General features: G+C 65.1%; 26 protein-coding genes. 8 read left to right on the top strand and 18 right to left on the bottom strand.

Annotated features, from left to right (window positions below; genetic code table 11):
* Positions 1 to 230: 230 nt before the first annotated feature.
* Positions 231 to 839 (bottom strand): TetR/AcrR family transcriptional regulator, encoded by a 609-nt coding sequence (locus J3S28_RS19640; RefSeq protein ID WP_207842406.1) that lies wholly within the window; start codon positions 837 to 839, stop codon positions 231 to 233.
* Positions 840 to 899: 60 nt separating this feature from the next.
* Between J3S28_RS19640 and J3S28_RS19635 the strand changes: the two genes are divergently transcribed.
* Positions 900 to 1754 carry an alpha/beta fold hydrolase gene (locus J3S28_RS19635; protein WP_207842405.1) on the top strand — a complete coding sequence of 285 codons (855 nt, stop codon included), beginning with the start codon at positions 900 to 902 and terminating at the stop codon, positions 1752 to 1754.
* Between the two features lie 187 nt (positions 1755 to 1941).
* Here J3S28_RS19635 and J3S28_RS19630 read toward each other — a convergent pair whose 3' ends face one another.
* Positions 1942 to 2418, bottom strand: coding sequence for an anthrone oxygenase family protein (locus tag J3S28_RS19630; protein ID WP_207842404.1), 477 nt, complete (start codon positions 2416 to 2418; stop codon positions 1942 to 1944).
* A complete protein-coding gene (locus J3S28_RS19625) occupies positions 2415 to 3254 on the bottom strand; it encodes an NAD(P)H-binding protein (protein WP_207842403.1) in 840 nt (279 codons plus the stop codon). The genes J3S28_RS19630 and J3S28_RS19625 overlap by 4 nt, the downstream gene beginning before the upstream one ends.
* Positions 3255 to 3326: 72 nt before the next feature.
* Between J3S28_RS19625 and J3S28_RS19620 the strand changes: the two genes are divergently transcribed.
* Positions 3327 to 4253 (top strand): AraC family transcriptional regulator, encoded by a 927-nt coding sequence (locus tag J3S28_RS19620; RefSeq protein WP_207842402.1) that lies wholly within the window; start codon positions 3327 to 3329, stop codon positions 4251 to 4253.
* Between the two features lie 3 nt (positions 4254 to 4256).
* Here J3S28_RS19620 and J3S28_RS19615 read toward each other — a convergent pair whose 3' ends face one another.
* Both J3S28_RS19615 and J3S28_RS19610 read right to left on the bottom strand, forming a co-directional pair.
* A complete protein-coding gene (locus J3S28_RS19615) occupies positions 4257 to 5198 on the bottom strand; it encodes an esterase/lipase family protein (RefSeq protein WP_207842401.1) in 942 nt (313 codons plus the stop codon).
* Entirely contained in the window at positions 5165 to 6184 is a 1020-nt protein-coding gene (locus tag J3S28_RS19610; RefSeq protein WP_307797270.1) for an esterase/lipase family protein, read from the bottom strand. Before J3S28_RS19610 ends, J3S28_RS19615 begins: the two co-directional genes overlap by 34 nt.
* A gap of 92 nt (positions 6185 to 6276) precedes the next feature.
* On the opposite strand from J3S28_RS19610, the gene J3S28_RS19605 reads away from it, so the two are divergent.
* From J3S28_RS19605 to J3S28_RS19595, 3 genes are read left to right on the top strand one after another with little or no spacing between them, the layout of a single operon-like run.
* Complete coding sequence (locus J3S28_RS19605; RefSeq protein WP_207842400.1) at positions 6277 to 7563, top strand: outer membrane protein assembly factor BamB family protein; 1287 nt, start codon at positions 6277 to 6279, stop codon at positions 7561 to 7563.
* A gap of 27 nt (positions 7564 to 7590) precedes the next feature.
* Complete coding sequence (locus J3S28_RS19600; protein ID WP_207842399.1) at positions 7591 to 8172, top strand: RNA polymerase sigma factor; 582 nt, start codon at positions 7591 to 7593, stop codon at positions 8170 to 8172.
* Positions 8169 to 9446, top strand: a complete 1278-nt coding sequence (locus tag J3S28_RS19595; protein ID WP_207842398.1) for a VOC family protein — start codon at positions 8169 to 8171, stop codon at positions 9444 to 9446. The genes J3S28_RS19600 and J3S28_RS19595 overlap by 4 nt, the downstream gene beginning before the upstream one ends.
* A 73-nt stretch (positions 9447 to 9519) precedes the next feature.
* On the opposite strand, the gene J3S28_RS19590 is transcribed toward J3S28_RS19595, so the two are convergent.
* From J3S28_RS19590 to J3S28_RS19570, 5 genes are all read right to left on the bottom strand, one after another.
* Positions 9520 to 10791 (bottom strand): M18 family aminopeptidase, encoded by a 1272-nt coding sequence (locus tag J3S28_RS19590; RefSeq protein ID WP_207842397.1) that lies wholly within the window; start codon positions 10789 to 10791, stop codon positions 9520 to 9522.
* 7 nt (positions 10792 to 10798) lie between these two features.
* Positions 10799 to 11482, bottom strand: coding sequence for a phosphoribosylformylglycinamidine synthase subunit PurQ (gene purQ, locus J3S28_RS19585; RefSeq protein WP_207842396.1), 684 nt, complete (start codon positions 11480 to 11482; stop codon positions 10799 to 10801).
* Positions 11479 to 11727 (bottom strand): phosphoribosylformylglycinamidine synthase subunit PurS, encoded by a 249-nt coding sequence (purS, locus tag J3S28_RS19580; protein WP_084834577.1) that lies wholly within the window; start codon positions 11725 to 11727, stop codon positions 11479 to 11481. The genes purQ and purS overlap by 4 nt, the downstream gene beginning before the upstream one ends.
* Positions 11728 to 11823: 96 nt before the next feature.
* Positions 11824 to 12543 (bottom strand): DUF2334 domain-containing protein, encoded by a 720-nt coding sequence (locus tag J3S28_RS19575; protein ID WP_207842395.1) that lies wholly within the window; start codon positions 12541 to 12543, stop codon positions 11824 to 11826.
* Positions 12544 to 12649: 106 nt separating this feature from the next.
* Positions 12650 to 13135 carry a glutathione peroxidase gene (locus tag J3S28_RS19570; protein ID WP_207842394.1) on the bottom strand — a complete coding sequence of 162 codons (486 nt, stop codon included), beginning with the start codon at positions 13133 to 13135 and terminating at the stop codon, positions 12650 to 12652.
* 100 nt (positions 13136 to 13235) lie between these two features.
* On the opposite strand from J3S28_RS19570, the gene J3S28_RS19565 reads away from it, so the two are divergent.
* Together J3S28_RS19565 and J3S28_RS19560 are read left to right on the top strand one after the other, a co-directional pair.
* Positions 13236 to 13751 (top strand): MarR family winged helix-turn-helix transcriptional regulator, encoded by a 516-nt coding sequence (locus tag J3S28_RS19565; RefSeq protein ID WP_307797268.1) that lies wholly within the window; start codon positions 13236 to 13238, stop codon positions 13749 to 13751.
* A 32-nt stretch (positions 13752 to 13783) separates the two neighbouring features.
* Positions 13784 to 15244: a DHA2 family efflux MFS transporter permease subunit gene (locus J3S28_RS19560; RefSeq protein WP_207842393.1), complete on the top strand. Its 1461-nt coding sequence runs from the start codon at positions 13784 to 13786 to the stop codon at positions 15242 to 15244.
* A 72-nt stretch (positions 15245 to 15316) separates the two neighbouring features.
* Here the strand turns inward: J3S28_RS19560 and J3S28_RS19555 are convergent, their stop codons facing one another.
* Positions 15317 to 17431 carry a S9 family peptidase gene (locus J3S28_RS19555; RefSeq protein WP_207842392.1) on the bottom strand — a complete coding sequence of 705 codons (2115 nt, stop codon included), beginning with the start codon at positions 17429 to 17431 and terminating at the stop codon, positions 15317 to 15319.
* Complete coding sequence (locus tag J3S28_RS19550) at positions 17428 to 18321, bottom strand: phosphoribosylaminoimidazolesuccinocarboxamide synthase (protein WP_207842391.1); 894 nt, start codon at positions 18319 to 18321, stop codon at positions 17428 to 17430. The genes J3S28_RS19555 and J3S28_RS19550 overlap by 4 nt, the downstream gene beginning before the upstream one ends.
* A gap of 86 nt (positions 18322 to 18407) precedes the next feature.
* Here J3S28_RS19550 and J3S28_RS19545 point away from each other — a divergent pair, with 86 nt between their 5' ends.
* Positions 18408 to 18722 (top strand): Rdx family protein, encoded by a 315-nt coding sequence (locus J3S28_RS19545; protein WP_307797267.1) that lies wholly within the window; start codon positions 18408 to 18410, stop codon positions 18720 to 18722.
* Here J3S28_RS19545 and J3S28_RS19540 read toward each other — a convergent pair.
* The 6 genes from J3S28_RS19540 to J3S28_RS19515 all read right to left on the bottom strand — a co-directional run bounded on the left by J3S28_RS19540 (position 18719) and on the right by J3S28_RS19515 (position 23650).
* Positions 18719 to 19213, bottom strand: a complete 495-nt coding sequence (locus J3S28_RS19540; protein WP_237341795.1) for a pyridoxamine 5'-phosphate oxidase family protein — start codon at positions 19211 to 19213, stop codon at positions 18719 to 18721. The two genes, J3S28_RS19545 and J3S28_RS19540, sit on opposite strands and share 4 nt — an antisense overlap.
* On the bottom strand, positions 19210 to 19662 hold the full coding sequence (locus J3S28_RS19535) for an SRPBCC family protein (RefSeq protein ID WP_207842390.1): 453 nt from the start codon (positions 19660 to 19662) through the stop codon (positions 19210 to 19212). Before J3S28_RS19535 ends, J3S28_RS19540 begins: the two co-directional genes overlap by 4 nt.
* On the bottom strand, positions 19659 to 20006 hold the full coding sequence (locus tag J3S28_RS19530; protein WP_207842389.1) for an ArsR/SmtB family transcription factor: 348 nt from the start codon (positions 20004 to 20006) through the stop codon (positions 19659 to 19661). The genes J3S28_RS19535 and J3S28_RS19530 overlap by 4 nt, the downstream gene beginning before the upstream one ends.
* A gap of 294 nt (positions 20007 to 20300) precedes the next feature.
* Positions 20301 to 21728 carry an adenylosuccinate lyase gene (gene purB / locus J3S28_RS19525; RefSeq protein ID WP_207842477.1) on the bottom strand — a complete coding sequence of 476 codons (1428 nt, stop codon included), beginning with the start codon at positions 21726 to 21728 and terminating at the stop codon, positions 20301 to 20303.
* Positions 21729 to 21801: 73 nt separating this feature from the next.
* Positions 21802 to 22401, bottom strand: coding sequence for a TetR/AcrR family transcriptional regulator (locus tag J3S28_RS19520; RefSeq protein WP_207842388.1), 600 nt, complete (start codon positions 22399 to 22401; stop codon positions 21802 to 21804).
* A gap of 97 nt (positions 22402 to 22498) precedes the next feature.
* A complete protein-coding gene (locus J3S28_RS19515; protein ID WP_207842387.1) occupies positions 22499 to 23650 on the bottom strand; it encodes a pyridoxal phosphate-dependent aminotransferase in 1152 nt (383 codons plus the stop codon).
* Between the last annotated feature and the right edge of the window lie 52 nt (positions 23651 to 23702).

The raw sequence follows: 23702 nt of genomic DNA, 5'->3' as shown, positions 1-23702 counted from the left end.
GTCTGACTGGTCGACGGGCTGCAATCTTTCCCAGGGTTGGCCTTTGTCGACGGTGAACCGATTCGCCACCGCGACAGCCTTGGCTCCCACTGTAATGCGCCCAGGTCACCGGCACCTCAGATGTGCCGGTGAGCCGGCGTGAGAGCACTGCGGTCATCAGGCCACAATCTGTCAACGTCGCAGCTCGAAAGGGTGTTTCACCTCCGGATACGCCGTCAGCGAACGCGGGCTCACAATTCGATCGTGATGGCCCGAATCAGCCGCCGGATGACATCGAGCATTTCCGCACGCGCATTCTCCGGTTCATCGGACCGGGACACATACAGCGCAGCCTCGTCGATGGCACCGATCATGACGTGGGCAAGCGGCCGCACCGGTTGGTCGGGTACGGCGCCGGCGACGACGGCCTGCGCGATCAGTGCCTCGACCATTCCGAGGGCGTATCGCTGCCCGATCTCACGCCACTGATCCCAGCCGAGTACCGCGGGCGCCTCGATCAGGACGATCCGGTGGACCTGCGGATCCGCACAGAGCTCGAGCCATCTCTTCGCGCCCACCTCGAGCGCAGCAATCGGGTCGGTGAGGGCCGCCTCGGTCATGGCCGACCCGATCTGGCCCAGCAGCTCCTCCTCGATCTCCTCGAAGACCGCCATGAAGAGCTGGGCCTTGTCGGCGAACTGATGGTAGAGCGCCCCCCTGGTCACGCCGGCCTCCCCAGCGATCGCCTGGGTTCCGACGGCACTGAAGCCCTGATCGGCGAACAGGGTGCGGGCGGCCTTGATCAACGCCCCACGCGTGGCGGCGGTGCGGTCGGCCTGGGTTCGACGATTGACTTCCATGCAGGCTGTATGTAACTTCCATGCTAGGTGTACGTAAGTGACTCACGGAGGTTACCCGTCATGGCCACGATCGAGACAACGCTGGGGACGATCGAGTACCGCACCGCCGGACCCGACCACTCCGAGAAACCACCCGTCCTGTTCATCCACGGCGCACTCGTCGACGCCGAGTTGTGGCGAAAGCCCGCCGAGCTGCTGGCGGCACAGGGCTACCGGTGCTACCTCCCGACACTGCCGCTCGGCTCACATCGCATCCCGATGAAGCCGGACGCAGAACTCAGTCCGACCACGATTGCCGGCCTGATCCGCGAGCTCATCGTTGGCCTCGATCTGCATGACGCGACCCTGGTCGGCAACGACACCGGCGGCGCCTTGTGTCAGTTCACGATCGACGCCCACCCCGAGCACGTAGGCCGGCTGGTTCTCACGAACTGCGACGCCTTCGACACCTTCCCGCCGTTCCCCTTCGACGTCATCTTCAAGCTCCTCAAGCTGCCCGGAGTCCTGAAGCCGTCGATGAAGCTCATGAAATTCCAGGCCCTGCGTCACTCGCCGCTGGGGTTCGGGCTCCTGGCTAACGACCCCGACCCCGACCCCACCGCGTCGTGGGTCGCCCCCGCCCAGGAGTCGGCCGAGATCCGACGCGACATCACGCGACTGTTCGCGAACATCAAGCCCGCCGAGCTCGACGCTGTCACCCGTCGGCTGGGCTCGTTCGACAAGCCGGTGACACTGGTCTGGGGCATGGCCGACAAGAGCTTCAAGCCCGAGCTCGGCCGGCGGCTGGCGGCGCAGTTCCCGAACGCGACGTTCACCGAGGTTCCGGGGGCCAGAACCTTTGTGTCCCTGGATAACCCGGATGCGGTGGCGGACGCGGTCGTCCAGATCTCCGCGCCGGCGTCATCCTCCACCTGAATTCGTTCCGTCCACCGGCTATTTCCGGTGGCCCATACAAAAACGGGTGGGGCGTGACAGCCGACCCAGCGAGCGGGCGAGCCAGCCCACCCAGCGAGCGAGTGAGCGGGCCAGCCCACGCACCCACCCAAATTTGCGCCGCCCACCGTTTATTTCCGGTGGGTGGCGCAAAAACGGGTGGAGGAGATCAGCGGGTCACGGCCCCGACCACCAGGACGGCGAAGGCCGCGGCGTGGACCACCGCTCGCACGATGTTCCATCGGACCCAGGAGGCCTCGAAAACGTCACGTACAGCGCGGAGGTCGCCGATCCGGTCAGGTTCCCCCGCCGCCTCGAGCCTGTTGTTCAACGGGATGTTGAACGCCATCGTGATCACCAGACCCAGCCCGTAGAGAACAGCACCCGCCACGATCCACCAGAACATTCGGTGATCGCGGTAGAGAACCGCGGCCGCGACGGTGAAACCCAGCCCGCCGAAGAACAGCAGCAGGAACACCGGGTTCACGATGACGACGTTGATGCGTTGCATCGAGGCGATTAAGCTCTTGTCATCGGTCTGGCCGAGCCCCGGCATGACGGCATAGGCGAATGAGGCGAACAGTCCGGCGATCAGGCCGACCGAGACGATGCCGAGCACCAGGGCCAACTCTCGTAGTCCGGTCATGACCAGACGCCCTGCGACGCCGCCTTTTTGATGACGGTGACGAAATCGGTCGGCTCCCGTCCGAGCAGTTCCCGCACTCCCGATGTGATCTGCGAGTTCCGACCATCGAACAGGGTACCGAATAGGGCGATCACCATCTCGGCGTGTTCGTCGGGCACACCGGCCTCAGCCATGCCGGCCCGATACTCGGCGAGGCCCACCTCGACGAACGCGATGTCGCGGCCGAGTTCGCGACCGACCTCCGCCGTCGCCTCCGCGAACGTCAGAAGTCGCGGCCCGGTCAGCTCGTAGACCCGGCCGCCATGCCCGTCACCGGTCAACGCCTCCACCGCGGCGTCGGCGATGTCGTCGGCATCGAGGAACGGCTCCCCCACTGCCCCGACCGGGAGCACCACGGCGCCTTCGTTGACACCATCGGCGAGGAAGGCTTCGCTGAAGTTCTGCGCGAACCAGCTGCAGCGCAGCGCGGTTGACGGGATGCCCGATCCCAACACGATGTCCTCGCAGGCCTGCGCCTCGGGTTCGCCCCGCCCGGACAGCAGCACCAGGCGGTCGACACCGGCTTCGCGAGCTGTTTCGACGAAGGCGGTCATGTCGGCGGCGGACCGAGGCACGATCAGATCAGGCTGGTAGGTCACGTAGACCGCGCCGGAGCCGTGAAGAGCGGGAGACCAGGTCGCGGCGTCGCTCCAATCGAAGACGACCTCGGACGACCTACTCGCCGATCGGACCGGCAGATCGAGTTGCCGCAGACGATCGACTACGCGTCGACCGGTCTTGCCGGTCGCGCCGATGACGGTGATGGGACGTTGCTGGCGAGTTGCTGTGTTCGTCATGGTTCCCAGTACAGCGGCCCGCTTTGAGCTTATCCATAGCTTCTCCGCTCACTTTCATGTTCAATCGTCTACATGGATGTCCTGGGAAGCGTGCTGAACGGCCCTCGTGCGAAGGATGCGTTCCTCCTGCGCTTGGTGATGGCTTCGCCCTGGTCGCTGCGTATCGAGGACGAGGCGCCGTTGACGGTCGTGGTCACGGTCAACGGGACGAACACCATTCGTTTCGACGACGGTGAGCAGGTGACCGTGCGGCCCGGCGATGTCGCCGTCGTGCGCGGGCCGGAGCCGTACGCGGTCGGAGACGAATGCGCGCCGACGGCGATCATCGATCGCGACCAGAACTGCACCAGTCTCGACGGTGTGGACCTCGTCGAGGAGCTGAGCCTCGGTGTGCGCAGTTGGGGCAACAGCAAAGACGGCGAGTCCGTGTCGCTCGTGGGAACCTACGGCGCGGCCGGCGAAGTGTCTGCACGCCTGCTCGCAGCACTTCCTCGACTGATCACATTGCCGAACAACAACAATCCCCTGATATCGCTGCTGTCGGCCGAGATCGACCGCGACGCACCCGGACAGGAGGTGATGCTCGACCGGATTCTCGACCTCGTCCTGATCGACACACTCCGCAACTGGTTCTCCCGACCTGACTCCGTGGGCCCGAAATGGATTGCCGCCGAGTCAGATCCGGTTGTGGGTCACGCGTTGTCGCTGATCCATCACAATCCCGGGCAACCGTGGACGGTCGCCGGACTGGCGGCGCAGTGCGCGGTGTCGCGCGCCGGATTGGCCCGCCGGTTCACCGACCTGGTCGGCGAACCCCCGATGGCCTATCTCACCAACTGGCGGCTGTCGATGGCGGCGGATCTTCTCGCAACCGGCAATGTCACGTTGGAAACCGTTGCGCGGCAGGTGGGATACAGCAGCGCATTCGCATTGAGCGCCGCCTTCAAACGCGTGCGTGGGGTCAGCCCCCGCGACTACCGGCGCTCCCTGGCCGGGTAACCCCTACAACCCGAGCCCAGGAGCCACCGGAACGCAGGGCACCGGCGGCGGGTGTGCCGGATCCAGGGCACCCAGCACAACGGCCACCGATCGCGGCGAGGACACGATCGACAGATGATCTGACCGGTCTGCCGCGCAGGTGTCCTGCAGCACGATGTTGATCGTGTCGGGGCCGGGCACGAACCCGTCGGTCCACGGCTCGACGATGCCGTCGTACCTCGTCATCACATTGGTGTAGGCGATACCCGGAACATAGGGCGAGCCACCGGAATTGATCTTCTGCATGAACGGACTGCCATAGTTCTCCTGCCCGCATTCCGGACACGGCAAGACCTGATCCGGGTCGAATCCGAGCGCCTCGGCCATCGCCTCCAGCTGCAGGTATGCGGCCTGATCCTGGCCCTTCCAATAGGGGGCCAGGGAGATGTAGCGATCGACGTACTGCGCTCCCCCGAGATATTTGAGGTAGTAGGTCGGCATCAGGGTGCCCTCCGAATGACCGATCAGATCGACCTGCGCAGCTCCTGTCTCCTGGCGTACCCGCGCGATGAATGAGCCGAGCTGGTCCGCGCTGTCCTCCATCCGGGTCAAGCCCCCGAAACCGCTGACCGGCCAGACGGTTCCGGGCAACGTGCCGTACGTCAGCGCGAACACGCAGTATCCCTCGTTCCGCAACGCCGGGATCATCGTCGCCCAGTTGGTCTGACGATTTCCGCCGGTACCGTGCACCAGCACAACAGGATTGGGGTGGTCCGCCGATGGGCTGCAGCCGAAGTCGTTGGACCCGGGAAACGAGCCTCCGGGGTTCGTCACCTCAGCTCGGGCACCGTCGAAGAAGTCATGGCTCACCGGCTGCGCACCCGCGACGGCCGGCAGCGCGGTCAGCGTCAGCAGCGCGAGCGTCGGCAGGGTCAGGAGCCGAAGAACGGCGGAACGAACATGCATGGGACATCCCTCGGATCTGCTCGGTCATCGAGTGCGTTCAGCACATGCAGCGCGGCCCGCTGCGATCCACAGATGGCCAGGTGATCACTGTAATCATGTGAACAATTCTCCTGCACAACAATGTTGGTGACGGCGACATCGGAGCCACCGGGCAGTTGCCCGCTGGTGTACGGCGCCACGAACTCGTCGTACCGGGTGGAGATGTTGATGTACTCGATGCCGGGAACGTACGGACCCCCGTCGGCATGCATCTCGGCGATGAACTCCGATCCCGACATCATCTGGGCGGCCGAGTAGCACGGCAGGATGCGGGTGGGGTCGAGGCCGAGCGGCAGATTGATGCGGTGCATCACCCCGGAAAACGCCGAGGTGCCCTGCCACATCGGCGCCAACGACACGTACTTGCGGATCAGGTTCGCTCCACCGAGAAACTTCGCCCAGTAGTTCGGCATCAACGTCCCCTGCGAGTGCCCCACCACGTCGACCTGAGATGCCCCCGTCGCCTCGAGCACCCGCTCCACGAACACGCCGAACTCTTTGGCACTGTCTTCGATCTTGGCCATTCCGCCGATGGCCGACAACGGCCACGGCACCCCGGCGATCGCACCGTAGGTCAACGAGAACACCGAGAAGCCCTCATTGGCGAGCAGTGGCACGTAGGTGCCCCAATTCGTCTGGGCGCCACCGCCGGTGCCGTGTACCAGGATCACAGGATGTGGATGGTCAGCCGACGGTTCGCGATGCCACTCATTCGCGCCGGGCAGATCGCCGCCGGGATTGCGGAGTTCGAACGGTATGCCGGAGAAGAAGTTGTACGCCACCTTGCGCCGGTCGTGCTCGGTGAGCGCGGGCGCAGGGTTCTCGACGCCGGGATCGACCCGAAGGGCCCGTGGGCCCGGCTTGGCACGCACGCCCAGCATGCCTCCCACCCGAAGCGGGACGGTCATGGCGTCTCCGAGCAGACGCCCCACAACATTGCTTGACACATGGTCAGACTAAACGGTCGTCCAGTTTCTCCTCGAACGTCTGCTCTGACCGACCGTGCCGGCCGAGTTCGGGGCGTGTCCCCCGTGGTTGGATGGACGGCATGCTCAAAGGCCGGTCCGGACCCGGGATAGGGATCGTAGTACTGACCCTCTCGATCGCGATGGTGATCAGTGTCGGACTCGTTCTCTCGATGGGAACCTCCGCGACGACATCCGGCGACTTCGCGAACGGCCAACTCCGCTCCTATCAGGGCGAGCCCGCCGAACAGTGGAGCCTGGACCTCACCGACATGCGCACGTACGGCGAAGGCGCGACCCCCGTCGTCGCCGGAACTCATGGTGACATCTGGTTGATCGCGTATCCGTCGGGTCTCGGTACGACGTATCTCGCCATCGATCGCCGAAGCGGCGAACGCCTGTGGGATGTACCCATCGACGCCGGGCTGGGCTCGTGCTCGATCAACGGGCAAGGAGAGCTGGGGTGCGCACTGAGCCTCACCGATCGGCCCGATGGCTTCTATCTCACCGATCTCACCTCCGGTGAACTCCGCGAACGATCCGACATCAAGAACACCAGGGCGGTGACGGGATTCGGTCCGGACTTCTTACGGGTGAACGATTCGGGCTACCAGGTCAGCCGCAACGAACCGGACGGACGTCAGGTCTGGGCTCGGACGTTCGCTGCCGCGGCCAAGGTCGAGGTCCGAGACGACGTCGTCGCCATCAGCGCCTCCGACGGTTCCAAGCACATCATCGACCCCGCAACAGGTGCCGACCGGATCGGTTGCGACTCGTGCGACATGGAGATCTACCCCTCCGGTGTCGCGCTGCAGTACACGAGCACCGACGAACAGCGCGTCGAGTTGTACCGCACCGACGGCACCCGCACCTCGGTCAACGACAAACAGCAACTCGTCTCCGGTACCTCGGTGCTCCCGGTGACCACCGGAACCGGGCCGGCCCAGGTCATGCAGACGCAGGGCACCTACGCGATCTTCGATCCCTCCGATGCGCAGCGGCTCTGGCAGATCACCGATCCAGAACTGTCCAAGGTCAACACCCGGCCGTGCGGGTCGGTGGTGATCTTCGCTCTCAAGAACGCCACCCGTACGGCCTTCGACCTGCGTTCCGGTGAACAGCTCGGCAAGTTCGCCCGCCCCGACCTGATGAATCCGGCGGCCAACATCGACTACTTGTCGTGCGTCGGTCAGGGCGGCGACATCGCCGTCTTCGGCAACGGCGGCGAACTCACCGCGTTCGACGTCCGCGACGGTTCCATTGCCTGGCAGCGGTCGATCGTCGGTGGTCAGGCCCAGGTCGTGGACGGATATCTCGTGCTCGAAGAAGGCAGCACGCTCACCATGCTGGCCCCGTCGTAGAACCATTTCGGATTCGGGCGTCGGAAAATGCCCTGTTCCGACGACGATAGGTATGTGAGCGGCACAGCAGAAAACTCCTCGGGAGGCGCCTCGCCTCCTGGTGGCCCGGCGTTGTTGGCGATCTACGACGACGCGCTGCCTGCGGTGTACGGCTACCTGATCCGCCGGACCAGGGACAAGGGCCTCGCCGAAGACCTCACATCGGAGACGTTCCTGGCGGCGATGGATCACGCCAGGGGCACCGATCCGCACGATCCGTCGATCCCCTGGCTCATCGGAATCGCGCGACACAAACTGGCCGACCACTGGCGCCGCATGCAGCGCACGCCGATTCCGGTCGAAGAAGTACCGGACGGCCCCGCCGACGACCAGTGGGACGTACATCTCGATCGCATGCTCGCCGAGTACACGCTGCTTCGGTTGTCCGACATCCACCGGGCAGTATTGACCCTGCGCTACGTCGACGATTGCACCGTCGCCCAGTGCGCCGAACTGCTCGACCGCACGGTCACCGCGACCGAGGCACTGCTCACGAGGGCAAAGCGGGCCTTCCGCGCGTCCTATCCCTCCGATCCAGCCACGTCCGCAGCGAAGGGAGGCCGGCGATGAGCGCGCACAACGACTTCGATCCGTTCACCACGCTGACCATCGGGGACGTCCCAGTAGACCCCGACGCCGACTTCGCGCGCCGACTGCGCACCCGCCTCGAACGCGGCCTCGACCTACCCGAAGGAGTCACCATGACCACCGATGCGCTAACTGAAACCTCTACTGCTGCACTCTCGATGGTGGTCGAGCACCCCGGCGCCCTGCCCTACCTCACCGTCGCGGATCCGGCCGCCGCGATCGACTGGTACGTCGCCCACCTCGGTGCCGAACTGCGCGGCGAGCCCATTCTCATGGATGACGGCAGCATCGGGCACGCCGAGCTGCTCATCGGCGGTGGCGTGATCTACCTGGCGGGCGAGTTCGCCGAGTTGGGACTCAAAGGACCCGCCCCACAGTCTGTCTCGGTCTCGCTGATGCTCCCCGTTCCTGACGCCGACTCCGCTCTGCGCGCCGCTCGCGACGGTGGTGCGGAGGTCCAGCGCGAGCCATACGACGCCCATGACACCCGCACCGGCGTGATCGTCGACCCCTTCGGCCATCGGTGGATGCTCACCGGACCGGTCGTGGCGTCGAGTTCACCCGAACAGATCCACCGAGGCGATCTCGGATACTGCTCGCTGTGGACCGCGGACGTGGACAGGGCGGCCACCTTCTACGGATCGGTGCTCGGCTGGCAGTTCGACGCCGGCACTGGGCAGGTCACCAACCTCTCGCACCGGCTGGGCATCTACTCTGACCCTGGTGACCAGGGAATGCTCTGCGCCTACGCGGTCGACGACATCGACCAGGCCCGCAGGGACATCATCACTGCAGGTGGCACCCCGAATGAGCTGCAGCAGTTGCCCTTCGGCGAACTTCTGGATGCCATCGACAATCAGGGCGTCGCCTTCGCGGTGTACCGGCCCACCGTGGACGATCCTCGTCCTTCCCTCAATGCCACGGGCCACGGCGAGCTCACGTACATGACCCACTACACGCCAAGCAGCGAGGCATTCCGCGAGTTCTACGGCCGGGTGCTGGGCTGGACGTTCAGCGGCGGGCGAATCGACGACGGCTGGGAGGTCGAGGGCACTCATCCGATGACCGGTGTGGCCGGCGGTCAGGACTCGTCGAAGGCCGTACCGATGTGGGTCGTCGACGACATCGAGGTAGCGGTGCAGCGCGTCCGCGACGGCGGCGGCACCGTTCTCACCGGCCCCGAGCGGCAGTCCTACGCGATCTCCGCCGAATGCCTCGACGACCAGGGAGCACGCTTCTACCTCGGCCAGTACTAGCAACCCCGATGATGGGGCCTTTTGGTGAGCATTTCCCCAGGTGGGGACCGCCAAAAGGCCCCATCATCGGAGGTTACGGGGCGAGGAATGCGGCGAGGGCTGCTGCGTACATGCCGACGTCATGGCTTCCCATGAGCTCGCGAGCACTGTGCATCGCGAGTTGTGGGGCCCCGACGTCGACCGTGCTCAGTCCGGTGCGGGTCGCGGTGATGGGTCCGATGGTGGAACCACACGGCAGATCCGCCCGATGGACGTAGCGCTGTAGCGGAACCCCGGCCTTGTCTGCGGCGTCGGCGAACAACGCTTCCCCCACGGCATCGCTGGCGTACCGCAGATTCTGGTTCACCTTGAGCACCGGGCCACCGTTGATCGCAATCTGGTGCGCGGGTTCGTGCCGCTCTGGGTAGTTCGGGTGCGTCGCGTGGGCCATATCCCCCGATGCACACGCACTCATGGACATCGAGCGGAAGTAGTCTTCGCGAGTTCCACCTGCTGCCAACACGATTCGCTCGAGAACCGTGGCGAGCAGATCGGAGGCGGCGCCGCGATCCGAACCGCTGCCCACCTCTTCGTGGTCGAACAGTGCCAGTACAGGGATCGCTGGCCCGAGTCCTGCCTCGACCGCGTCGAGCAGCGCCCGGGTGCCCGCGTAGCAGGTGCCCTGGTTGTCCAGTCGCGGCGCGCTGATCAGGTCACCTTCGACCCCGACGACGCGACTCGGCGCCAGGTCGTGGGTCATCAGTTCCCAGCCGAGCACCTGGTCGACAGAGACTTCTGCCTGCGCGGCAATCCATTCCAGGAACTTCGGGCCCTTGTCACCGACACCCCAGATGGCATTGACATGCCGCTGCGGATCGAGGGAGACCCCACCGCGATCGTCGGACAGATGGATCGCGAGCTGTGGTACCCGCAGGACCGGCTCGTCGATGCGAATCAGCTCCTGACGCAGTCCATCCGGCTCACGGATGGCGATCCGTCCGGAGATGCCCAGGTCGCGGTCGAGCCATGAATTGAGCCATGCGCCGCCGTACTTCTCGAGTCCGACCATCGCCAGGCCCGCCGAGCGCAATTCAGGATGTTGCTTGACCCGCAGATTGGGGCTGTCGGTGTGACCGCCGATGATGCGGAAACTCCGGCCGTGCCCGCTGCTGTCCCAGGCGACGATGGACCCTCCGCGGATCACATAGTGCCGACCCGGGGTCGACGGCCACTGGTGGCCTTCGCTCAGTTCACGAAAGCCCGCCGCCTCCAACAGCTTCGCGACGCTCTCGCACACATGGAAGGGAGACGGCGAGGCGTCGACGAAGGAGCAGAGCCCGGCTGCGGTGGCCGTGGTGGTCAACATGGAGTTCTCAGGCCGAGGCCAGAACCGCGTCGAGGGCCGAGTAGAACAGGCCGAGGCCGTCGTCGCTCGGGCCGGTCAAGGCTTCGGTCGCGTGTTCTGGGTGCGGCATCAATCCGACGACTTTGCCGTTGGGGCTGGAGATTCCGGCGATGGAACGCATCGATCCGTTCGGGTTGTCACCCGCGTAGCGGAACACCACCCGACCTTCACCCTCGAGTTCGTCGAGAACGTCTTCAGAGGCGACGAACCGACCTTCGCCTGACTTCAGGGGAATGAGAATCTCGGCACCGGGCTCGAAGCGACTGCTCCACGACGAGGTGGTCGAGTCGACCCGCAGCCACTGATCACGGCACAGGAAGTGCAGGCCCTCGTTTCGGGTGAGCGCACCGGGAAGCAATCCCGCTTCGCAGAGCACCTGAAAGCCGTTGCAGATACCGAGGATCGGCATCCCCTTCCCTGCGGCGTCGACGAGCGCACCCATCACGGGCGCGAATCGGGCGATGGCGCCGGCCCGAAGGTAATCACCGTAGGAGAATCCACCGGGTACCACCACGGCGTCGACCCCTCTGAGGTCGCCATCGCCGTGCCAGAGTTCTACCGCCTCGGCCCCGGCGAGCCGGACGGCCCGTGAGGCATCGACGTCGTCGAGCGTGCCGGGAAAGGTGATGACACCGATACGGGCCTTGCTCACGATGCGGGACTCTCGACGCGGGTGACCGAGTACTCCTCGATCACGGTGTTCGCGAGGAGCTCGGCCGCGATGCGATCGAGGGCCTCGTCGCTCACCGAGTCATCTACCTCGAGTTCGAAGCGCTTGCCCTGACGTACATCGGCGATGCCCCCGAATCCCAGCCGGCCCAGCGCACCACTGATGGCTTGCCCCTGCGGATCCAGGATCTCTGCTTTGGGCATGACGTCCACTACCACTCGAGCCACTTCGGCGCTCCTCATTCAGCTGCGGTTTGCAGCCGTCACTCTACCGGCAAACCCCGGGTCGCCCGTTCGCGACCGGCGCCGGCCGCCACAGAGCCCTCAGGCGGCTCTGTGCAGCGACATCGACGCCGGACCCCGTTGGGTCAGCGCACGATAGGTCAGGGGCTCCGCGCCGTGGAGCAGCGCCAGATCGATGCAGTCGAGAACTGCCTTGCCTGCGATGGACCCATCGAGGTGCTTCGCTGCCACCGACAGTCGCACCACTCCACCGCGGCGGGCGATGCGGACAGTGTTCGCGACCAGCAGACGACACCACCACGGCTCGGCCGGGAAACCATCGCCTACGCCGACAACCCGAGCCCTGACCTGGGTGCCGGTGACCACGTTGTCGATGCTCGTCGAACCCAAGTTCGTCCGGAACCCACGGATCGGCATCGCCGCCTTCGCCCCGGGTGACGCATTCCACCGAGGAGCAGCGAAGATACGGGTCCGCAGACCACTGTGCTCGAGAACGCGATCGGCCGCGAGCAGACGGAGTCCGGCCTCGTGCGCACCGAGTTCGGCGAACTCAGCGCGTCGCTTGCGGCTCGGGACCTGGTTGTACCCGTGCAGGACGATGGCGTCGTCGCCTGCCCGTCGCTCGCGCAGCCAGTCACACGTCGCGTCGTCCTCGGCCAGGCGGTAGCCGCCCTTGAGCCGCGGCGCGACCAGATAGGACAGCGGCACCGAACGCTCCGACAGTCGCGTTGCGAAGGCCTGCACCTGGGGGAGCGTTTCTGCGCGGATCCCTGACACCGATACGACCAGTTGACCTGCCATGGCACCCAGTGTCGCGACGTCAGATGGTCATTCGGTTGCGTCCGAGTGGACAACACCCGAAATCACGCGGTCGATCGCCCGCGCTGCGGCCCCCGGGCAACCTGTTCTAGCCCAGTACCTTCTCGATGGCACCGACGACCTCGGCCGAATCCGGTTCCGTCCGTGGGCGGAACCGGCCCACCACAGCACCGTCGGCGTCGAGCAGGAACTTTTCGAAGTTCCACTGGATGTCCCCCGCCGTTCCCTCGGCGTCCTCGGCCTGGGTCAGCTCGGCGTAGAGCGGGTGGCGATCGGCGCCGTTGACGTCGGTCTTCTCCAGTAGCGGGAAGGTGACGCCGTACGTGGTGGAGCAGAACGTCTCGATCTCCTCGGCGGTGCCGGGCTCCTGACCCATGAACTGGTTACACGGCACCCCCACAACGGTCAGCCCGCGTTCGCGGTAGTCCTTGGCAAGCTTCTCGAGACCGGCATATTGCGGGGTCAAGCCGCACTTGCTGGCGACGTTGACCACCAGCACGGGTCCGGCGAACGCTGCGAGGCTCGTCGATTCGCCTGAGAGGGTTCGGAGCGGGATGTTCTTGGTATCGGTCATCTGCTCAGGCTACTGAGATCGCGCCGCCCATCCCGTGATGTAACAGAAAACACATTACTTGCGGTGCAATCAATAGTTGCGCTGCCGTTACTGTTGCACAGTGTCATCAGATGTCGAGGTCGAGCAGACCTTCCACACCGTTCACGAGTTCCTGCTGAGGCTCTCGTGCGCCATCGATGTCGACGCCATGAATGACATCATCGACACCGAACTCGGCTTCACCCACTTCAAGGCGCTGCTGATTCTCAGCAGGCACGGGCGGGCGTTGTCAGTCAACGAACTGGCCGATGAACTCCACCTGTCGCTCGCGGCGGCCGGGCGCGCCGTCGACAAACTGGTTCATCTGGACCTGGTGTTGCGACGCGAAGACAGCCACGACCGCCGGATCAAGCGGGTTTCGCTCGCCGAGGCCGGCATCAAAGCAGTTGCGGTAAACGTCGACCGGCGAGAAGATCTGATCCGTGAAGTGATCGCACAACTGCCCGGAGACCTTCGCACGAACCTGCGCGACGCACTCCTGCCGATACTGGCCGGCGACTACCTGAGCACACCGACATGTTCCGAAGGCGCTTTGTTCACACAAGAACTCGAGACGGCCACGCCGGCTGCACAGTAGACGCTCTCTAAACGATTGCAGAAAGTAGCTTGATGACTTCTCCCGAAACCACGAAGGACGCGAGCGACAAGCTCGATCCCGCCGTGATCAAGATCGCCATCGTCGTCGTCCTCGGCGCGATCATGGCAATCCTCGACACCACTGTGGTGTCGGTGGCGCAGAACACCTTCCAGGCCGACTTCGACACCGACCAGGCAGGTGCCGCCTGGACGATCACCGGCTACACCCTGGCGCTCGCCGCCGTCATCCCGCTCTCCAGCTGGGCCGCAGCCCGTTTCGGCACCAAGAACGTCTACCTGACCTCTCTGGTGCTGTTCGTGCTGGGTTCCGTATTGTGCGCACTCGCCTGGGACATCACCTCTTTGACCGTCTTCCGGGTGTTGCAGGGTCTCGGTGGCGGCATGCTCATGCCCGTCGGCATGATGATCCTGACCAAGGCCGCGGGCCCCGCGCGCGTCGGCTCGGTGATGGCTGTCCTCGGTATACCCATGCTGCTCGGACCCATCCTGGGGCCGATCATCGGTGGCGCACTGATCGAGTACGTCAGCTGGCACTGGATCTTCCTGATCAACGTGCCGATCGGCGTCGCGGCCTTCATCTACGCGATCATCATCCTGCCCGGTGAAAACGAATCAGCCCGACCGACGTTCGACTTCATCGGACTCCTGCTGCTATCCCCGGGCCTGGCGCTGTTCCTCTACGGGATCACCCTGAGCACCGAACACGGCAGCTTCGCCGACTCGTCCGTCCTCATCACGGCCGGAATCGGCCTCCTGCTGATGATCGGCTTCGTGTTCCACGCCCTTCGCGCCAAGAATCCGTTGCTCGACCTGCGGCTCTTCCGTAACAGCAAGCTTTCCTGGGCAGTGGTGACGATGACGTTCTTCATGGCCGCATTCCTCGGCGCGGCACTGTTGTTCCCGCAGTACTACATCGGTGTCCGCGGCGAAACCACTCTGATGACCGGTCTGCTGCTGGCCCCGCAGGGCATCGGCGCCATGCTGACGATGCCGATGTCGGGCAAGCTCACCGACCGTCAGGGACCCGGGAAGCTGGTGATGGCCGGAATCGTGCTGATCGTGGCCGGACTCAGCTTCTTCATCTTCGTCGGACCGGACACGTCCTTCTGGTTGCTCAGCGTGGCGCTCTTCATCCAGGGCCTCGGCATGGGTATGACGATGATGCCGATCATGTCGGCCGCGCTCGCCACCTTGTCCGACAAGCAGGTTCCTGACGGCTCGACCCTGATGAACGTCGTCCAGCAGGCCGCCGGCTCGGTGGGCACCGCCATCATCTCTGTGATCCTCGTGAACAACCTGCGAGGAGCGGACAACGTCACCGCGATGGCCGACGGGTTCGGCAAGACCTTCATCGTCACCACTGTGCTGATCGCGCTCTGCATTGTCCCGGCGTTCTTCTTGCCCCGCAGGGCGATTGCCCGCAGCACCACCGACGCCGACGGCAAGCCCGCCGCACCGGTGATGATGCACTAGCAACACCCAGCCGCAAACAGCAGCGCCCGCCCGGTTCGTTCCGGACGGGCGCTGCTGGGTTTGCCGCTGGGCTCAGATGGCGCGGGTTTGCCGCAGCACCCAGGCGTACTCGAAGGCGACTTCCTCCCACTGTTTGTACCGGCCGCTGACACCGCCGTGGCCGGCCTTCATCTCGGTCTTGAGCAGGATGGGCGCATCGCCGGTGGTGTTGTCCTGCAACCGAGCCACCCACTTCGCGGCCTCGGTGTACATCACGCGGGTGTCGTTGAGCGATGTGATCGCCAGGATCTCCGGGTAGGCCTTCTTGTCGACGTTCTCGTACGGCGAATACGACCGCATGTAGTCGTAGACCTCTTTGTCCGCCAACGGGTTGCCCCACTCGTCCCATTCGATGACGGTGAGGGGCAACGAGGGGTCGAGGATCGAGGTCAGCGGGTCCACGAACGGCACGACGGCGAGGATTCCGTTGAACAACTCGGGCGCCAGGTTCGCGACCGCGCCGATCAGCAGTCCGCCCGCACTGCCACCCTCGCCCACCAGGTGCTCCGGATCGGTGACCCCCGTATCGATCAGATGACGAGCCGCCGAGACGAAGTCGGTGAAGGTGTTCTTCTTCGTCAACGTCTTGCCGGTGTCGTACCAGTGCCTGCCCATCTCACCGCCGCCGCGGATGTGGGCGATCACGAACACCACACCGCGATCGAGGAGCGACAATCGTGAGATCGAGAACCCGGGATCGTTGCTCGACTCATAGGAGCCGTAGCCGTAGAGGAGTGTCGGAGCCGGGCCCGCGGACTCCCCGCGCCTGCGAATCACCGATAGCGGAATCCTGGTCCCGTCGGCGGCAGTGGCCCAATCACGGTGCTGCTCATAGTGGGACGGGTCGTAGTCACCGAGGACCGTCTGACGCTTGAGCAGGATGCGCTCGTCAGTCGCGACGTCCAGGTCGAAGACCTCCGTCGGGTTGATGAAGCTGGTGTAGCCGACCCGCAGGCGCGGCGCCGCCCATTCCGGATTGGCACCCAGGCCGGCGGAGTAGAGCTCTTCGTCGAAGGCGACCTCCACGAACTCGACGTCACCCTCGCCGAGCCGAGCGATCGACAGGCGCGGTAGCGCCTCGCGGCGATAGCTCAGGACGAGCTGGCCTGCGAACGCGTCGACGTCCTCGATACGCACGGCGCTGTCGTGCGGGACCAGCACGCGCGTGTCGGTCGGGTCGGTCACCGGGGCGTCGAGCAGCTCGAAGTTCTCGGCGTTCTTGTTGTGCAGGATCAGGAATCGGTCCTGGCCGTCGATGACCGCGTGTTCGACGCCGTACTCGACACCTTCCTCACGCGGCCAGACGATCTCGAACTCACCGGTGGGGTTCGCCGCGTCGAGTACCCGGACCTCGGAGGTGATCTTCGACCCCAAGGAGATCATCAGATACTTGTCGCTGCGGGTGCCACCGATACCGACCCAGTACTGCTCGTCGGGTTCGTGGAACACCTTGACATCGGGGGTGCCGGCGCCGAGGTCGTGGCGCCAGACGGTATCAGGACGCCATGCCTCGTCCACCGTTTGATAGAACACATGGTTACCGTCCAGCGACCAGAGTGCGCCCGGAGCGGTGTCCGCGATCTCGTCGGCCAGCAGCTCGCCGGTCCCGAGGTTCTTGAACCGCATGGTGTATCGCTCGTTGCCGGTCGCGTCGACGCTGTAGGCCAGCAGCGTGCCGTCCTCACTGACCGACAGCGCACCGAGACTGAAGAAATCGGTGCCCTCTGCCTCGGCATTGGAGTCGAGCAGGATTTCTTCGCCGGGGACCTCCTGACCCGGCTCGACCTTCGGCGGGGTCCAGTCATCCGGGTCGGCGATCGGGCAGCGGGCGTGGAGCGGATACTGCTTGCCCTCTTCGGTCCGGGCGTAGTACCAGAACTGTCCGCGGCGGGTGGGCACCGACATGTCGGTTTCCTGTGTGCGACTTTTGATCTCGCCGAAGATGTCATCACGCAGGCCGGCGAGGTCCGCGGTGTGCGCCGCGGTGTGGTCGTTCTGCTGCTCGAGGAATGCGATGACCTCGGGATCGTCCTTGTCCCGCAACCACTCGTAGTGGTCGATCACCGTCTCACCGTGATGGGTGCGTTCGAACGGGATCTTCTTCGCGGCGGGCGGCGTGGCGCCGGGGGCCTGCGAGGTGTCTGTCACTGTTCTCCCTTCGGCCAGTCATCGAATGACAGGCCTGAAATACGTTCATACGCTTCGATGTATCGATCACGGGTGCGCTGCGCGATGTCGTCGGGCAGCGGAGGGGGCGCATTGTCGGCGGCGCGATCCCAGCCCGACTCCGGACTGGTCAGCCAATTCCGGACGATCTGCTTGTCGAAGCTCGGTTGCACCAGTCCCGGACGGTAGGTGTCGATGTCCCAGTACCTCGAGCTGTCCGGGGTGAGTACCTCGTCGGCGAGGACCACCGTGCCGTCGTCGTCCAATCCGAACTCGAACTTCGTGTCGGCGAGGATGATTCCTCTGCCCGCCGCGAGGTCGGAGCCGCGAGAGTAGATGTCGAGGGTCAGCTCCCGAAGTCTGGTCGCCAGCGTTTCGCCGACCGTCGCCACCACCGCCTCGAAGCTGACGTTCTCATCGTGCGATCCGAGGTCCGCCTTCGTGGCCGGGGTGAAGATCGGCTCTGGAAGTCTGCTCGACTCCTCGAGTCCGGCCGGCAGTTCGATACCGCAGACCGATCCGGTCGCGACGTAGTCGAGCAGACCCGAACCGGTGAGGTAGCCGCGTGCGACACATTCGACGGGCAACATGTCGAGCTTCTTGACCACCAGCGCGCGGCCCACGAGGTCGGCGGGGATCCGCGGGTCCAACTCGTCGCCCGCAAGATGATGAGGGACCCCGAGCTCTCCGAAGTAGAAGACGCTCATCGCCGTGAGCACGCGCCCCTTGTCGGGTATCGGCGTGGAGAGGATGTGGTCGAACGCGGAGATCCGGTCCGACGCCACCATCAGCATCGTCGTGTCGTCGATCGAATAGAGATCACGAACCTTGCCGGCCGCGAGGTGTTCGTAGGATTCCAGGCTCGGACGCATGTATTTCAGGCTAGTCGGACCGCGCGCGGGGCCATGATCTGCCCTACGACGGCCGGACCGGGACGGGTCACTGCGACAATGATCCGGTGACCGAGACCAACGCTGCTGAGACCAATGCCGCCGTGACCATCACCTACTGCACACAGTGCAACTGGGTTCTGCGGGCATCGTGGATGGCCACCGAATTGCTGAACACCTTCGGCACCGAGTTGGGGTCGGTCACGCTCGTCCCGGGCACCGGGGGCGTCTTCTCGATCGACGTCGACGGCGAGCTCATCTGGGAACGAAAGCGTGACAAAGGTTTTCCTGACATCGTCACGCTGAAGAAGCTGGTACGCAATGTAGCGGCGCCGGAGTGGGACCTCGGCCACGCAGACAAGACCGATGCCGAGCAGGCCTAGTCGCTGCCACTGATCGCCGACGGTGCTGCGCCCGGAAACCGGGTTTCGAAGTCGAGCACACCCACCCAGGTGGGCTGCACTGCGATGCGGTGCATCGTCGCACCGTCGGCACGCAATCCCGCGAAGTACTCGTCGGCGTCACCGGCGGGCATACCGCGGCGCATAGTGAGCTCGTATTCGGGCACGATGCCCTCGACGTCTGTGACCACCGCGTCGCCGCGCAACAGCAAGACGTGTGGCGGCGCATCCACGGTGTCGATCGTGATCGCCACTGCGGGTTTGTTGCGCAGCGCCCGCACCTTCGCGGCGCCGGTGAACGTCGCCATCACCAATTCGGTACCGGTCCACCAATGATTGATGGGGAGCACCCGCGGAGTTCCGTCGGACGCCGTGTAGGCCAGGCGAGCCGGAATGTCCATCTGCAGCAGTTCCTGTGCGACAGCCGACTGCAACAGGCCGAGGTCGCCTTGCGGCAGCGTGTCGATCGTCATGATGCCGCCTCCACGAACCTGTGGAGCTTGTCGAACGAACTTCCCCAGCCTCCCTTGGCGCCGTCGTCGGAGCTCAGCGGTCCCGGTGCCAGCAGGTGGAAGGTCATGGTGGTCGTGCCCGGCGAGGATTCGACGAAGGTCACCGTGCAGACCGACACGGATTCTGCGTCGGTCGGATCGCCCCAGGAGAACACCAGCCGGTCCGGCCGGGACACTTCCCGATAGACACCCCTCGAGGCGAACTCCTCACCATTCGGACCCACCATCACACCCCCGTACTCACCGCCGGGCCGAGCTTCGCCATACATCCGGTCCCGCGGCATCGTGAAGCCTTCAGGACCCATCCATTGCGACGCCTGATCGCTGTCGACCCAGGCGTCGAACACGACCTCGGGCCTGGCAGAGAACTCCCGCACGATGGTGAACTCGCGAGTTGCTGTGTCTGTCATGGTTCTTCCTCTCGGCTGCCGGATGCCGTGATCCGATTGATGTGTTGTTCGAGGCGGTCGAAGCTGCTTTCCCAGAACCGGCGGTAATCGCCAAGCCATGCGCTGGCCTCGGCAAGAGGGCCGGCCTCGAGCGAGCAGGGCCGCCATTGCGCGTCCCGCCCCCGCGAGATGAGGCCGGCCCGCTCGAGGACTTTGAGATGCTTCGAGATCGCGGCCAGGCTCATGTCGAACGGCTCCGCCAGAGCCGACACGGTCGCCTCACCCTCGGACAGCCGAGCCAGCAGGGCCCGTCTCGTGGGATCGGCGAGAGCCCCGAACACGGCACTGAGCTGATCTTCACCCACGACAACGTCCCCTATGTATTCAACCAATCAGTTATTAACTAATGAGTTGAATACTAGCCCCGCCTGGGCTGTTGTCAACCCTGATCGGCACGCTCGACAGCCACAAAGGCACGATCAACGGTCACAAAGGCCCGCTCGGCAGTCACAAAGGCACGCTCGACGGAACCGCCCACGGTCTCGCGGCCCCGCGTTGTCTGGACAGACGAGGAGCGAGCGAAGCGATGCGAGGAGGAAGGAAGACGACGCGATCAGGGCCGCGACGACCCAGCGAGCGGGCGAGCAAATTCAACACAGTCACAGAATCGGGGCAGGACCATACCCAGCGGCGTCGGGGTAGGCCTTGACCAGTTCTCCGACCTGGGCGACAACGTCGGCGACCTGGTGTTCTGCGGCACCGATGAATGCGGATTTGTCGGCCAGTGCGGCGTCGAGCGCGGCCCGGTCCAGCGGCAGCCGGTCGTCTGCGGCGAGCCGGTCCAGCAGGTCCGGTTCGCGACCGTCTTCGCGCATCGCGAGCGCCACTGCCACGGCGTTCTCCTTGATGGCCTCGTGGGCCACTTCTCGTCCGACCCCGGCGCGAACTGCCGCGATCAGCACCTTTGTCGTCGCGAGGAACGGCAGGTACCGATCGAGTTCTTTCGCGATGACCGCGGGGTAGGCACCGAACTCGGCGAGGACGGTCAGGAAGGTCTCCATCAAGCCGTCGATGGCAAAAAACGCGTCGGGGAGGGCAACCCGGCGGATCACCGAGCAGAACACGTCGCCTTCGTTCCACTGTGCACCTGCGAGTTCGGCGGCCATCGATCCGTATCCGCGCAGGATGACCTGGAGCCCGTTCACGCGCTCGCAGCTGCGGGTGTTCATCTTGTGTGGCATCGCCGAGCTGCCGACCTGACCCGGCTGGAAGCCCTCGGTCACCAGCTCGTGGCCGGCCATCAGCCGGATGGTGTGTGCCAGCGACGACGGACCTGCCGCGACCTGCACGAGGGCGGAGACGACGTCGTGGTCGAGCGACCGCGGGTAGACCTGCCCGACCGAGGTGAGTGACTTCGAAAAGCCGAGATGCTCAGCTACTTTCGCTTCCAACTCGGACAGCTTCTCCACGTCGCCGTCGAGCAGGTCGAGCATGTCCTGACTGGTGCCCATCGGGCCCTTGATGCCGCGCAGCGGGTACCGGGCGATGAGTTCGCGCAGCCGGGTGAGCGAGATGAGCAACTCGTCGGCCGCTGATGCGAATCGCTTGCCGAGGGTGGTCGCCTGCGCCGCGACGTTGTGACTGCGGCCTGCCATCACCACCGACGAATATTGTGCGGCGCGCTCGGCAAGGCGGGCTGCGGTCGCGACACCATGCGCGTGGACGTGCTCGAGGGAGCGCAGGATCTGCAGCTGTTCGACGTTCTCGGTCAGGTCTCGACTGGTCATGCCCTTGTGGATCTGCTCGTGCCCGGCGAGTGCGTTGAACTCCTCGATCCTGGCTTTCACGTCGTGTCGGGTCACTCGCTCACGATCGGCGATCGAGTCGAGATCGATCTGGTCGAGGACTCGCTCGTAGTCGGCGATGGCGCCGTCCGGGACGTCGACGCCCAGATCGCGTTGCGCCTTGAGGACAGCGATCCACAGCTGCCGCTCCAGCACGATCTTGTGGTCGGCGGACCACAGACGCACCAGGTCAGCAGAGGCGTAACGTCCGGCCAGGACGTTGGCCACCCGCGGTTTGGTCACTGGCAATTCTGATTCAGGCACCGGCCCATTATGCGATACGCCGACAGGGGCGAGAAATTCGTCGTTCGCGACCTCAGGCCGAGGCGACCGGGGCCAACTGATCGATGACCTCGCACAGCGCCACCTGGGTGACCTTGACCAGGTCGTCGACGGAGTCGGCAAGGGCGCCGATCACGACGCCGTCCTCGACCGCCATGAGCTGTTCTATGCCGGTCGGATCGGTGCTGCGACCGGACTTCTCCAGAACCTCAAAATGTATGTTGCGTAGCGAGTTACGGTGATCGACCAGTACCTGATGCAGGCGCGGCACACGCGCGCACAGGACTATCGCCTCGTACCGGCAGGTCAGTCGCTCGCGGGTGGTCCGTTCGCCCACGAACACCTCGGCCAACGCCTCGGCGGTGGTCTCACCGCCCCGGCGGCGCCTGGGTAGCGCGTGCGCTCGTTCTGCGATGGCGTCATGGTCGCCGCGACAGTTGAACGCAACCGCCTCGACGACCAGATCCTCAAGGGAGGCAAAGTAATACGTGGTCGACGCCAGGGGCAGTTGGGCGCGGTCCGCGACCGCGCGGTGACGCACGGCGTCGAATCCACCTTCGAGCAGTAGTTCCCCCGCGGCGGCGATCAGTCGCGCGCGCCGACGCGTTCCTTTGGGGGTTGTTGCTGCTCTCACCCCGCCATGGTGCCAAAGCCGCGCAGCGGTGGGTCCATTTCCGCGAAAATCTGACCCTGGGAAACGATTTCAGCTATTGGGCGATCCGGACGACATCTCAGCGCAAGACCGGTTCGAGTCGGCTCAGTGCCTCACCGATGTCGTCGGTCGCGCCGGCGAAGCTCATCCGCACGGTCTGGTTGCCGCGACGGGTGTCGAAATCTAGTCCGGGCGCCATCGCGACCCCGGTCTGTTCCAGCACGCCTTCACACCAGCCGAGGGAGTCGTCGGTGATCGCGGACAGGTCGGCGTACACATAGAAGGCCCCGTCGGGCGGCGCCACATCGGTGACCCCCAGCGCCGCCAGCCCGTCGACGAGCAGTTCGCGGTTGCGGGCGTACCTACGGACGTGGCCGTCGAGTTCGACCTTGGATTCAGCGCTGAACGCCGCGACCGCGGCGTGCTGGCTGATCGTGGGCGGGCAGATCGTGAGATTGGCCGTCAGCCGCTCGACGGCACGCCGCAGCGGCGCCGGCACCAGCATCCATCCCAGCCGCCAGCCGGTCATGCAGTAGTACTTCGACACCGATCCCATCACCACCGACTGCCGAGAGGTCTCCCAGGCGCAGGACGTGGACCTGCCGTAGCTGATCCCGTGATATATCTCGTCGGAGATCAGCAGGGTGCCGTGGGCGTCGCACCAGCGAGCGAGGTCGGCGAGTTCAGCCGGATCCAGGATGGTGCCCGTGGGGTTCGCCGGACTGGCGACAATGAGTCCGGCCGGGGGACGATCAAGCGCGTCGAGCATCGCCGTGGTCGGTTGATAACGCGTCTGGGGGCCACAGTCGAGTTCCACGACCTCACAGCCGAGCGCGGCAAGGCTGTTGCGGTACGCGGGGTACCCGGGCCGGGCCATCGCGACGGTGTCACCGGCATCGAAGGCCGCCAGGAAGATGAGCGTGAAGGCTCCCGACGAACCGGTCGTGATGACCACGTCGGCAGCCTCGGCCTGGACACCGTAGGTGTCGGTGTAGTGCTGAGCGACCACCTCGCGCAGCGGCATGATGCCGAGTGATTCTGTGTAGCCCAGCGGAGAGGCGTCGAGCGCCGACTTCGTCGCGGCCAGGACGGGAGCGGGCGCGGGCGTCGACGGCTGTCCGGCGGCCAGAGAGATGACGTCCAGCCCCCGGGCCCTGCGCTGCGCGATCGCCGCCAACACGTCCATCACATGGAACATCTGTACTTCGGATCTGTCTGATTGCGACCGCATGGGTTCGAAGTTAGCCTCCTCGATCGGATGACGTCAGGTGTGTCGCTCGCGT

The sequence above is a fragment of the Williamsia soli genome, assembly GCF_017377795.1.
In the GTDB taxonomy this organism is placed as follows: domain Bacteria; phylum Actinomycetota; class Actinomycetes; order Mycobacteriales; family Mycobacteriaceae; genus Williamsia; species Williamsia soli.
The sequence above is the reverse complement of the archived record's forward strand: the minus strand, read 5'-3'. Positions and strand labels throughout refer to the sequence as shown.